At 29.3% G+C, this 13,895-nt stretch carries 9 protein-coding genes; all 9 read left to right on the forward strand.

Features of this window, described 5'->3' with window-relative positions; genetic code table 11:
* The first annotated feature begins 526 nt into the window (after positions 1-526).
* The 9 genes from NAB20_RS06320 (at position 527) to cysD (ending at position 13,851) form a co-directional block, all read left to right on the forward strand.
* Positions 527-1,675: a PLP-dependent aspartate aminotransferase family protein gene (locus tag NAB20_RS06320; protein WP_105195634.1), complete on the forward strand. Its 1,149-nt coding sequence runs from the start codon at positions 527-529 to the stop codon at positions 1,673-1,675.
* Between the two features lie 23 nt (positions 1,676-1,698).
* Entirely contained in the window at positions 1,699-3,186 is a 1,488-nt protein-coding gene (locus NAB20_RS06325; RefSeq protein WP_105195635.1) for a PLP-dependent transferase, read from the forward strand.
* A 137-nt stretch (positions 3,187-3,323) separates the two neighbouring features.
* The gene (locus NAB20_RS06330) at positions 3,324-4,460 is read left to right on the forward strand and encodes a hypothetical protein (protein ID WP_375605707.1); all 1,137 of its coding nucleotides are present in this window, start codon (positions 3,324-3,326) and stop codon (positions 4,458-4,460) included.
* A gap of 60 nt (positions 4,461-4,520) precedes the next feature.
* Positions 4,521-5,963 carry a glycosyltransferase family 2 protein gene (locus tag NAB20_RS06335; protein WP_105195368.1) on the forward strand — a complete coding sequence of 481 codons (1,443 nt, stop codon included), beginning with the start codon at positions 4,521-4,523 and terminating at the stop codon, positions 5,961-5,963.
* A 14-nt stretch (positions 5,964-5,977) separates the two neighbouring features.
* Positions 5,978-8,743, forward strand: a complete 2,766-nt coding sequence (locus NAB20_RS06340; protein ID WP_375605708.1) for a tetratricopeptide repeat protein — start codon at positions 5,978-5,980, stop codon at positions 8,741-8,743.
* An 18-nt stretch (positions 8,744-8,761) separates the two neighbouring features.
* Entirely contained in the window at positions 8,762-10,918 is a 2,157-nt protein-coding gene (locus NAB20_RS06345) for a DUF4838 domain-containing protein (RefSeq protein ID WP_375605709.1), read from the forward strand.
* Positions 10,899-11,450, forward strand: a complete 552-nt coding sequence (locus NAB20_RS06350) for a DUF1573 domain-containing protein (RefSeq protein WP_105195371.1) — start codon at positions 10,899-10,901, stop codon at positions 11,448-11,450. Before NAB20_RS06345 ends, NAB20_RS06350 begins: the two co-directional genes overlap by 20 nt.
* A 577-nt stretch (positions 11,451-12,027) precedes the next feature.
* Complete coding sequence (locus NAB20_RS06355) at positions 12,028-12,723, forward strand: phosphoadenylyl-sulfate reductase (protein WP_375605776.1); 696 nt, start codon at positions 12,028-12,030, stop codon at positions 12,721-12,723.
* Between the two features lie 222 nt (positions 12,724-12,945).
* Positions 12,946-13,851, forward strand: a complete 906-nt coding sequence (gene cysD / locus NAB20_RS06360; protein WP_105195373.1) for a sulfate adenylyltransferase subunit CysD — start codon at positions 12,946-12,948, stop codon at positions 13,849-13,851.
* Positions 13,852-13,895 lie beyond the last annotated feature (44 nt).

The following is a 13,895-nucleotide window of genomic DNA, read 5'->3' on the forward strand; positions in this document are numbered from 1 at the left end:
TGTGAAATTAGTGAGGAAATAGTTTGCAGCGATTGCCTAAAGAGTAGTGTTACTGCTTTAGCATTTTTTATCCTGAAGAAGTTAAGCGTCTTTTGATACCCAAACTTTTTCAGAAAGAGGTTGCAATCAGTTCAAATTTTTCCTCTTATAAACGTATGCAAATGTATGAAAGGAATTTGAATTCTAAATAATTATTAACTTTTTTTTGGATAAATTGTTGATTTGAAATTTTATTGTTTTCTAGTTTTTAGTTTTATTTCAATCTTTTTGTTTAGATTTTATTTTGTTTAAAATGTGTTTTTGTAATAAAATTTAGAAAAATAAACTGTTTATTTTACTTTTAAAGAATATTGATCTAGTTTTGCCTTGTTTTGATTTTTAGATGAAAAAGTACTTGCCTAAATATAAGATGTGTATGATGAGAACCAGTTTCTCCAGAGTTACTATTGTCTAAAATTTAAGAAACGCAACGGTGCCTCTGCAAAAAGCAGAGGTTTTTTTTGAATTAATTTTTATAAAATAAAAAATGAAAATAGAAACTTTATTGGCTAATCTTACACAATATAGCGGAATTAAGGATGCTTATGGTGCTACTCATTTGCCTATTTATAATACAGCTACATTTGATTATAAACGCCAGCAGAATTCTGATTTTTTGTATGATTATTCCCGAACAGATAATCCTACACGCAATGCTTTAGAAACCATCTTTGCTAAAGCAGAAAACGGTTTTGGTTGTATTTGTACCAATACCGGAATTAGTGCGCTTGCGTTGTTGTTTGAAACGGTCCTTCGGTCAGGTGATGTGGTTTTAGTAGAAAGAGATTGCTATGGAGGTACGTATCGTTTGTTGCATATTCTTCTTGAAAAAAGTAATATTAAGGTGGAGTTTGCTGATTTTACGAATCAAGAAGAAGTAGAGTCTATACTGGCATCAAAAGCCATAAAATTGATGTTATGTGAATCCCCTACCAATCCAGGACTTAAAATTATAGATATTCAAAAAATAGGATGGCTATCTAAAAAATACAGTTGTGTTTTTGCGGTGGATAATAGTATGGCAACTTTTGCTTCACAACAACCTTTGTGTCTTGGTGCTGATTTTTCAGTTTTTTCGGCAACCAAGTATGTTTCGGGGCATGGTAGCGTGGTGGCGGGAGCCATTGTAGCTAAGTCAGAAGACTGGTTTGAAAGATTGCATTATTTTGCTAATGCTCAAGGAAGAGCACAATCGCCTTTTGATGTTTTTTTGGTTTCCTTAGGATTACCCTCTTTAGTATATCGAATGAAAGCGCAAGAAAAAAGCGCTTTGCAATTAGCAAATCAATTACAGGAGTTTTCGGAAGTAAAATCAGTCAAATTCCCAGGGGTTGTATCACATCCACAATATAAATTGGCTAGAAAACAAATGAAAATTATTCCCGCCGTTTTAACTGTGGATTTTCAAAATAAATGCATTGCTGAATCCGTAATCAAAAAAACAAAGTTATTTGGAGAAAAAGTTTCGTTTGGTACAGTCGATTCTCGTGTAGAAATTCCTGCTAAAATGAGTCATGCAACCTATTCAGAAGAGGATTTAGCCCAAATTGGTTTAACCAGTGCTACGGTGCGATTTTCTGTAGGTTTAGAAAATACAAAAGATCTAATAGAAGATATAAAGCAAGCGATTATTTAAATAATTTTAAAAATTCATTAAAAATGTATGATTATTTAAAACATATTCCTTGTGGTACATCAATACCGTTTGATAATCCTCATGCCGTTTCAGTTAGCTTACCAACTATTTGTGATGTGATTAAGTATGAAGAAGCAGATAAAGAAATACTAGAGAAAATGAAATCGGGATATCCTCGGTTTTTTAGAAATAGATTAGTTCAGCAACTAGTTGATTATATTAAAAAAGAAAAACAAATACCTGAAAATTATTTAGTTGTGCCTATTTCTTCCCTAAAAGCGTATACTATTTTGTGTGAAATGCTTAATGTGAAATTAAATTTTATTGAGTTATCAAATGGTGTTTTCTTATTGATAAAATCAGATGATAAATTATTGAAAATAATAAATGATTATATCCGAAATGCAGGTCTAATTATAAGTTCTCGGCAAGCAGAAAAAATATTATTTGATTTAGGTCTGATTAGTCAATTATATAAAGAAGAAAGAAAAAAATTATCCGAAGCCAATAAAAATATCTATAAAATTTTAACTCAAGCATATAACGTAACTCACGAACATATTGTTTTAACTAATTCAGGGGCTAATGCTGTATTTTCAGTTTGTGAAGCTATTATTCAAAAAAATATTTTAGAAGAAAAAAAAGGCATTGTGCAATTAGGTTGGTTGTATTTAGATACAATGGAAATAATTCAAAAAAGAGGAGATAATAATTATTGGCAAGTAGATGTTTATGATTTAGAAAAATTAGAACTTTGGTTAAAGAAAAATTATAAAAGTATTTCGTTGTTAGTAACAGAAGTAGTTTCCAATCCTAAGTTAGATTGTGTCGATGTACAAAAACTTTATTCTATATGTCAAAAATATAATATAAAATTATTATTAGATGTTACGCTTATTACACCATTTAATTTTAATGTATTACAATATTGTGATATTGCGGTTGAAAGTCTTTCAAAATTTGCTTGTGGAAATGGAGACCTGTTGATGGGGGCAATTGTGTCTAAAAATTTAGACTTGCTATATCAGGTTAAACAATACGTAATAAAGCCCTTTAAAGGAGAAATAGAAAGATTAGGATTTGAAATATTGCGATATAGAGAAAGAATAGAAAATATCTCTTTATCGACACAAATCTTGATTGATTTTTTTTCAAATCAACCTGAAATCAAGCAAGTCTTAAGCGTTAAAAGTGATAAATCGTATGAAAATTATAAAAAAATAGCTACTTCGGATAAAATTCCAGGATTAATATCGATAGTATTTAATAAAAGTCTTTCCAACTTCTATGACTTTTTAGAAATGCCTAAAGGACCCAGTTTAGGAACAGAATTTACTTTAGTAATGCCTTATGTGTATTTAGCACACTATGATTTATTACAAACAGAAAAGGGGAGGAACTATTTGTTAATAAATAAGTTAGAGTCTGAGCTATTACGTGTTTCAGTTGGATTAGAACAAATTCAGGAAATACTTGTTAAATTTAAAGAAGTGTTTACAGATGTAAGTTAATAAAGAGTTAAATTAAAGTTAAATAAAGGTTGTTAAAAAATATATCTTTTTAATAAACGTTGTTCAGGTGATCCAATATAACGCTCATAGTGTTTTGTTTGATTTAAGTATAATAAAAAAGCGGTAACCCGGATTACATGGATAAAATTATTTTTGTTTTAAAAGATTGTTATTTTTCAATTTCAGAATTATCTCCTGTATTACAATTAGCTATAGTTTTAAGTATTGTTTTTATTTTTACATATACTATAACTTTTTTTAAACTGATGTATTTAAGTTGGGAAAAAAAATCAGTGGCAATTCAAAAAAAGACACTGAACCTAATTTATTTACAAAAAATAAAAGAAATAGTTTATTCCCCTAAAGAATATACATTAGAAGATATTAAACTTGTTTTTGAAAATAAAAATGAATTTAAAAAATCACACAAGTTATTAATTACTGAAACTATTATTGAATTAATAGATGAGGACGAAGTGTCGGATTTACATAATTTTAATGAAATTTTATACTTTTTTGATTTAAAGTCTTTCTGGGAAGAAAGATTATTAAAAGGAGATCTTAAGACCAAATTAGAAGGTCTTTCTCAGATTATAAAATTAAGATTGACTATATCCGAATCCGTTATTATTTCATTAGTTTATGATAAAAATGAAGCATTACGTAAAAAGGCAAGAAAAGCCTATATTTATTTAAGTAAACATGATCCATTTCGTTTTTTTAATGAGGATTTTGATAGTGAATTTACAGAATGGGATAAAATTCAAATACACGAAATTCTGTTAAAAAGATCCAAAGAATTTATACCTAACTTTGCACAGTGGATTACTAGGACGGAAAATATTGACTTAAAATGTTTTTTCATATACGAAACATCTTTTTATAAACAACAAGATAATCTTCCGTTTTTACTAACACTTTTAACACAAACTACCAATTCTAAAGTTCGAAAAGCTTTGATTGAAGCCATAGGAGTCCTTCAAAATAATAATATAGAAGATGCTCTAATTGCAAACTATGATTTTGAACCGATATCAGTTCAGCACAGTATTATAAAAACAGTTACAGAAACAAAACCAGACAAAGGATTAGAGTTCCTAAAATCAGCTTTTTATAAAACATTTGATACAAGCTTAAAAATTACAATAGGACGCGCTATCTATAACTATGATAATGACGGAGTAAATCTGATTAATGAAATGGAATCTAAAATTGATGATGGTTTTGAAAATTTAATCTTTAAACACATTAAAAATCCACTAATAAAAGTGTAAACCTTTTATTCTTAAATAATAACAGTACGTCAAAAAACGACGGAAACTACAACTAATAATATGACTGATATTTTTCAAGGTATAATTTTTCTTTATGCTTCCATGCTTACAATAATATACTTTATACTCATTATTTATGGTTATAAAGAAATAAAAAAGTATAAAGAAAATCAAAGTAAAGAAATGGATGAAAATTTCTTGAAGACCCCTTTTGCCCCAGGAATTTCCATTGTGGCACCCGCATATAATGAAGAAATGACCATCATTGATAATGTACACTCCATGATGACCCTAAATTATCCAAAATTTGAAGTAGTTATCGTTAATGATGGTAGTAAAGATAGTACATTAGAATTGCTGATAGAAAACTTTGAGTTAGTTGAAACACCTTTTGCTTATGTAGAAAAAATAAAAACCAAACCTTTAAAAAGAATTTTAAAATCTACAAACCCAGCCTATTCAAAGTTAACAGTGGTAGATAAAGTAAATGGAGGAACAAAAGCGGATGCGTCTAATGCTGGTATAAATGCGTCTAGTTATCCCTATTTTTTATGCACAGATGTAGATTGTATTTTGTCTCGTGATGCACTTATCAAAATGATTAAACCTATTTTGATCAATAAAACACAAGTTATTGGAGTAGGTGCTACCCTGCGTATGGCCAATAGTTGCGTTGTTCAAAATGGAGTAGTTACCCAAGTTAAAGTACCTAATAGAATAATCCCCCTTTTTCAAGAAGTTGAATATTTAAGAAGTTATTTAATTGGAAAAATGGGCTGGTCTAGAATAAATGCAATAGGTAATATATCAGGAGGATTAGGTATGTTTGATAAATCAGTAGTTATTGCTGCTGGAGGATATGATCCGTCATCACATGCGGAAGATATGGATTTAACAACTCGTATAATAGGCTATATGTGCAATTTTAACAAAGATTATAAAATTGTTCAAATACCAGATACTTGTTGCTGGACAGAAGGACCGCCCAATATTAAAATATTGAATAGACAAAGAACGCGATGGGCTCGTGGCTTATTACAGATTTTCACAGTGCATAGAAAATACCTGTTTAATCCAAAATATAAACAACTAGGAATGATTACTCTACCCTATACTTTATTTTTTGAGTTTTCAGCACCCCTTATAGAATTAGTTGGATATCTATATACCGTATATCTATTAATAGCCAAAGGAATAAATTTTTACACAGCAAGTATTATGCTAACATTTGTTTATCTCTTTGGAATATGCCTTTCTTTAATAACTATTTATTTGGATAGATTAGTACAAGAGCAATACAGAACCTTTGGTGAATATTTAAAACTTTGTTTTTTTACACTAATAGAACCTTTTATCTATCATCCACTTATCGTTTTTTATAGTTTAAAAGGATATGTAGATTTCTTATCACGTAAAAAATTTGAATGGGGGCAAATGACTCGTCAAGGTTTTGCCCAAAACAAAACAACAACTCCTGCTGTAGAAAATCAAGAAGTGGAATAAATGTATTACTAAAAATGTTATCAAAAAATTACCTCCTATTATTCGTTTTCATATTTTCAATAAGTTTTTTAAATGCACAAGATACAATGGAAGATTATTCCATTATGGCAAAAAAATATTTTAAAAAACAAGAGTGGCAAAAAGCAAAAGAAATCATTGAAGAAGGATTAAAACAAGATGAAACAGATTCCAATCTCAGAATGCTTCTGGGGAGATATTACTATGTTAAAAAAGATTATCAAAACGCACGTTATCAATTAGTCAAATCTTTGCAATACGATAAAACAAATTTTGATGCAAAACACCTACTCGTAAATGTAGAAATGAACTCCAAACACTATTCAAGTGCTATATGTTATATAAATGAACTATTAGAAGTAAACCCATATTGGAAGCAATTATGGATAAAAAAAATAGAAATATACAGGCTACAAGGAAATATTACAGAAACCAGTAGAATGCTAAAACGCTTAAATCAGATATATCCAGAAGACGAAAGTGTTCAAAAAGATTACATATACAACACACAACAGGAGATAATACGCCTTAAAAAAGAAGGAAAGTTAAATGAAGCCGTTACTTTAGCCGAAGAATTAGCAAAAATAGACAATAAACAAGCCGATATTTATGTAGATATTATAAACAGTTTATTAACAGCTGGAGATAAAGAAAAAGCACTTTTGTATGCAGAAAAAGGAATTCAAAAATTTCCAGAAAACAGACTGTATATAACAAAAAAAGTAGCCATTTTATCAGAAATGAATAGAAATGCAGAAGCATTAGAGTTCCTAAAAAGAAAAATGGCCAAAAAAAATGATCCCCAACTTCAAAAAAGTTATGATGAATTAGTCATAGAGTCGGCAAGAATTCAAAGTAATCACGACCCTTATACATTATATGGTAAAATATTAGAAAAAAACGCCAAAGACGAAGAAGCATTAGCTTATCTTTTAAACAACTCTATAAGTAAAGGATATTATAATGATGCACTCGACTTTATATCAAAAGCTAAAAAAGTAAAAGGAGAGACAAAAGAAATTTTGTCAAAAGAATATTTTGTTTACAAACAACTAGGAAATGAATCAAAGTCTAATCAGTTATTACAAAAATTATACTCAAAATTCCCAAATGATTCTGATGTTAGAGATGATTTTATAGCATTTCAATATAATACAGCTAAACAATTTATGCTAGAGGGAAATCATCTTGAAGCAATCGAATTACTACAAAAAATTTCAAATCAAAAGAAACAAAATGATTATTATGAACCCGCAAAATTAGGATTGTTTCAATGTTATCTTAAAACAGGATTGTATGATAAAGCCCTTGCTATAATCAATGATTTTCTAAGAGAAAAACCAAATGATGATTCTAGAAATTTAAAAAAAATAAACGCATTAGTTGCATCAGAGGATTACACCAATGCCTTTGATATGTACTTACAACTGATAGAAAAATCAAATGAACCGAAAAAGACTATATACGCAAACGGTTTTGAAGAAGAAGGATTAGCATTTGTAAAAAAAGCACTAGAAGAACAAAATATAGAGGAAGCATATCAAGTTGTAAAGAAAATACTAGAAGTAAAACCTGCTAGCAAGCTAGGTTTACAATACGCAATCAGTCTTTCATATCAAATGAAAGATAATACAGCTATGCTAGATGCTGCAAAACAAGCAACAACACAATATCCAGACAATCTGAAGTTTAAAGTAAAATTAGCAGAATCATATACTGCCCAAAAAGAATATGATAATGCCATGACAGTAGCTTTACCTCTTTTGAAAAAATTTCCACGGAATAAACCATTGGTTAATATATATTCAGAAAATGTACATTTTAAAACAAAAGAATTACTTAAGGATAAACAACATGATGCAGCATTAGAATTAGTAAATTCAGCACTACTCTTTGATAAAGACAATAAAGAACTAAAGTATGATAAAGGGTTGTTATTAGAAACAAAAAAAGTTTTTGACTCCGCTTATTACTATCAAAAACAATACGAACCATCCTTAATGGAACTGTCAGACTTTAAAAGACATTTACAAATATTAGAAAATAAAACTTTTAAAGACGAAATAGGAATCTATCATTTAAGAAGTAGAATTCAAGGAAGTCAAGAATATTCCTCTATATCTACGATGGAATATAACCATAAAGGAAATAAAAACACCTATACTTTTCGTTTAAATTATTCGGGTAGAGAAGAAGGAACAGGAACCCAATCTATAATAGAATGGTACCATCCGTTTAATCACAAAATATACATCAGATTAAATGCAGGATATGGAACAAAATATTTTTCTAAAATCCAGACCCAATTGTCCTTGTATAAAGCATTCGGTAACGATTATGAGATCGAATTAGGATTAGGTTTTAGACAATTACCTAGTCAGATTAATATGATTCAAGGAATTTTAGGTTTGTCAAAAGATTGGTCGTCTGCTTGGTGGAATATAAAAGCAGGTGTCTTTTCTATAGATAATACAATGTTTTATAACTGTAGTACAGACGCTAGATTTTATGTCTTTAATGAAAAAAGAAGTTGTCTACAAGTAGTGGGTTCAATAGGAACAGTTTCCGATCTGCAATCACTAAATTTTAATTTATATAATACATGGAATGCTTTTAATACAATGGTAGGAGCTGGACCTAAATATATGATAAATTCAAATTTTACAGTCGGACTTTTAGGGAGTTGGAATACAATAAAAATATCCGAAAAAAACTATACAAACATGTATAATCTCTACTTTCAAACCCAAATTTCATTTTAATAACTATTTTTATATTACATGATTAAAGAAATATTTTCTTCCAATTCCACTATTGTTAAACTTTGTTTAGCAATCGTTTTCTTTTTCGTGTCTTCTGGTTGTTCCTTAAAGGCGCATGCCGATTTGGAAGATGTTAAATTATACTCTGATCAATATAAGATTCTATTTGAACATCAAACCAAATTAAAAAAATTAGAAAAAGACTATTTTTATAATGAATTTAAAAAAAGAACCTCAAAACCCGAAATAATTTCTAAAAATAAAAATCTAGAAGGACTCCTGATAAAAGTAATTTTGTCTTCAGAAAACCTATTCGATTATCAAATAAAAGTACAAGAAAATAAAGAAATTCAACTCATCGCAAATTCCGAAAAAAATTTAAAATGGTTGTTTAATCAATTTCTAAAAAAATTAAGTATTCAAGATGATAGAATCATAACCCAAGACCTATTACCCGCTATTATATCAATAAAAGAAAATACGGTTCGTTTTCCATTTGAGTACAGAGAACCTCATTTTAATCCTGTCTTACAAACAGAATCCGATATACGTTATAATTGTAATAATGTTGAAAATGATTGGGGAATTTGGGGGCATAACTTAGGAAAACTATTAATTGAAGAAAATAGCTCTCAAACATTTGCTCTAGTAGAAAACAAAAGAAATAAATCACAAATATGTTTTTCTTCTGATGCAACATATAAATTTTTAAAAAATTATATAATAGATAACTTTGGACTCAATCCCCATAAAAATTACGCCTTTATGATTATTCCAAACGATAACGATTTCGTTTGTTTAGACTCCAAATGCAAAAACTTAGGGAATACCATTTCAAATGCTACTCCTTCCGTTATCTATTTAATTGAAAAATTAGCAAAAGAATTCCCCAAATATAATTTCTTTACTACATCCTATCGTACAACAGAAATTCCACCAATTAAAAAAACTTCAAAAAATGTAGGAGTAATGATTAGTACTATTGATTTTCCAAAAAATGTACACTTTGAAAAGAAACCAGAAGTGAAAAAATTTGAAGAAAAATGCATGAAATGGAAAGAAAAAGTAAATAAAATCTATTTATGGGATTACGCATCCAATTTTGATGATTATCTAACCCCATACCCCTTTTTTTATCGCTTTAAAAAACAATTAGAGTACTTTAATGAAATAGGCATAAAAGGGGTATTTGTTAACGGAAGTGGTTATGATTATACCAGTTTTCAAGAATTAAAAACATTTGTAGTTTCTTCATTACTTATAGACTATAATCTAAAAATAGAAGACCTAATAAAAAACTATTTTAAACAAGAGTTTCCTCAAAATCATGAATTTCTGTCAGAATATTATCTAGATTTTGAAAAACTAGCCGAGAAACAAAACCTTTCATGTTCTATTTATGACAAAGGAATTAAAAATTTAAACCCGTTACATTTTTTTTATTTTTATGAAAAACTAAACAAGCTAGCAAACGCCACTCAACAAACAAAAGAAAGAATAAAAATAAGAGAGCTACTAGTTGCTCTAAGCTTTACATATTTAAAACTCTCATTAGAAAACGGAAATACTGAAAATGGGTATTATACAATAGAAAACAATACAATGAGTATAAAACCCCAAATAATAGAAGTGTACAACAGATTAAAACAACATATAAACTACCAAGATCTTAAAAATTTTAAAGAAGAAAACGGCTCTATTCAAGCTTTTTTAAAAGAATTTGAAGAAGAAATCATAAAAAATAAATACCCTCTAAACAAATTGTTTAGTAAAAAACTTGAAGCACTCTCCAAATTAGATGAAGATTATCCCAATATAAATGTCCTAAATGATAATTCAGTTGGATTAATTTCCGATTATCATTATGGATGGCTTTTAACTAGCCAAGAAGATTTAGCCATTAAACTTCCCAGTATAGAAATTGAGAATGCCACCCTAAAAGTAAACTTTCTCAATAATCCTGATCTAAAAATCTTTCTTCCTATAAAAGTTCAAGTTTATAAAAATGGCGTTTTATGGGCTGAATTAACAGAAAGTCCTGGATCTAAACAAGAAAAAAGAAAAGGCATTTATACAACAAAAATAACCATTCTTAAGAATGACAATATAGTAATAAAAACAATAACCGATACCAAAAATAGAAAGACAGCCTGTGATGAAATACAATTATTTTAATTTTTTAATGCCCCATTTATTTCAAAAGAATTTAATAGCCATTTTACCCCTATTATTTTTTATAAGTTGCGAAAAAGAAGGACAGAGCACAACTATAGAGGTAAAAGACCCTCAAAGACATTATTTTCCAGTTGTCCAAGGAGAAAAACTACATATCGTATTTCCTGTTAAAAATACAGGGAAAAACTTATTAGAAATAAAAGAAATTCAAACTTCATGTGGATGTATCATAGCAGATGATTCCAATATAAAAAATATAGTACCACAATCTACAGGCTATTTACACTTTGAATATGATACAAACAAAAATACAGGCTATGTGCAACATCAAATTTATATATACGGAAATTTTATTCCCAATAATAAAATTGAACTAAACTTCGATACGCACGTAGTACCCAGTAGTTTACACTCAAAAGATTATGAAGAACTTTATAAAGAAATTCAAGAATCGAGTCCTGATATAGACAAATTAAATTACGGATTAGAAAGACAAAAAAACTATTATACAGGAGATAAACCAGAAGAATAGACTTTTTTTTCGTAAAATTGCCTTGTTTGTAGATAAAATATAGCTAAATATTTGTTATAGCTTTAAAGATTATGGAAATAAAAAATACTCTTTTAACTTACAAAATAACGTGTTATATTTGTCGTGCAATTGTAAAATTATTGTAAACCAGTATTTGAACATACAAATACATTCATTGAGCAATTTAGAAATTAATGTTAAATCAAAGTAACATAAAAAAATAAGTAAGAAAGAGGTAATCATTTCTCTCAATGTAAATAAAACATAAACGTATGAAAAAAAGTATTAAAAATAACAACTGTTGTATGTGCTACTCAAAATCTTGAGGAGTGTGTCGTTGTATATATACTTAATATACGATATAATAAAAACGAACTCCTCATTTTATGAGGAGTTTTTTTATAAATAAATTTTAAACAATAAAAAATGGAAAATACATACTTAAATACAATCATCATAATTACGGCTAGTTGTTGTAAATGACATAAGGAGGTATGTGTAAAAATAATTTTAATATTTATATAATGATGCAGACCTTTTGAATTTCAAGAGGTCTTCTTATTTTAAAAAAAGCATGATGACAGAACAAATAAAAAACTTTTTAAAATATTCGAATAACTTGGGGCAAAGCCTTCGTTTTTTAAGCGAAAATTTTACAGGTAAAATTATTTTTTCAACCAGTTTTGGTATAGAAGATCAAGTAATTACAAATGAAATTTTTACCAATAAATTAAAAAATATAGAAGTATTTACTTTGGATACAGGTAGATTGTTTGCAGAAACATATACCGTTTGGGATAAAGTCAATTTACAATATGGAAACCAAATAAAAGCCTATTATCCTCAAGCATCTACTTTAGAAAAATATGTAAATGAAAAAGGAATCAATGGGTTTTATATGAGCGTAGAAAACAGAAAAGAATGCTGCCACATCCGTAAAGTAGAACCGTTAAACAGAGCTTTAGAAGGAGCCAACCTTTGGATAACGGGACTACGAGCTGAGCAGTCACAAAACCGTCAAAACGTACCATTATTAGAATGGGATCAAAATTTTAAACTATATAAGTACAATCCGCTACTAAACTGGACACTAGAAGAAGTAGTTAGTTATTTAAAACAAAATGGTGTTCCTTACAACACGCTACACGACAAAGGCTATGTAAGTATAGGTTGCGCGCCGTGTACCAGAGCCATCAAAGAAGGAGAGGACTTCAGAGCTGGACGTTGGTGGTGGGAAGATCAATCAAAAAAAGAATGCGGATTACATAAGTAAAATTAGAAATCAGAAATTAGAATTTAGAAAAAGTGGAAAGCCATTAGCCAAAAGAAAATAGATGATTGAACTTAAAAACTTAACCATTCACCTTTGCGTAAATGATTGCGCACTTTGCGGTTAAAAAACTTAGTGAGACTTCGTGTTTTATGGTTAAAATCTTTGCGTAACTTAGTGCTTAATTTTGTAAAAGTCTACGTGAAAAATTTGAGATAAATAAAAATGGAAAAAAATATAGATTACTTAGAACAATTAGAGAACGAAGCCATTTACATCCTTCGTGAAACAGCCGCTCAGTTTGAAAAACCTGCTTTGTTATTCTCTGGAGGAAAGGATTCAATTGTATTAATACACTTAGCTTTAAAAGCATTTAGACCAGGAAAATTTCCTTTTCCGTTAGTACATATCGATACAGGTCACAATTTTCCTGAAGCTATAGAGTTTAGAGATAAACTAGTAGCTCAAATTGGAGAAAAACTTATCGTAGGTAGCGTAGAAGACAGTATCAAAAAATACAATTTAAAAGAAACTGCAGGTCGTTTTCCATCACGTAATGCTTTGCAAACCTACAGTTTATTGGATACCATACAAGAAAATGAATTTGATGCCTGTATAGGTGGTGCCCGTCGTGATGAAGAAAAAGCAAGAGCTAAAGAAAGAATTTTCTCGGTTCGTGATGATTTTGGAGCTTGGGATCCTAAATTACAAAGGCCTGAACTGTGGAACATCTTAAACGGAAAAATTCAAAAAGGACATAACGTAAGAGTATTCCCTATTAGTAACTGGACCGAATTAGACGTGTGGAACTACATTAAAAAATACAATATCGAATTGCCTAATTTATATTTTGCACACGATAGAGAATGTATCGTCCACCAAGACAAATTGGTGGCAACCTCAGCATTTATTCAGCCACAAGCTGGAGATCAAGTAGTGGTTGAGCGAGTAAGATACAGAACTGTAGGCGATATGACGTGTACCGCAGCCGTTCCATCACAAGCAGCAACCATTGATGATATTATTGATGATATTATTCAAACAAGAATCAGCGAAAGAGGACAAACGCGTTTGGACGACCAACTTTCCGAAGCCGCTATGGAAGACAGAAAAAAGCAAGGATATTTTTAAGAACTAATGGCTTTTGCCTTTTGGCTAATGCCTAAAAAGAAATA

The sequence above is a fragment of the Flavobacterium davisii genome (assembly GCF_042182265.1).
Taxonomy (GTDB): Bacteria; Bacteroidota; Bacteroidia; order Flavobacteriales; family Flavobacteriaceae; genus Flavobacterium; species Flavobacterium davisii.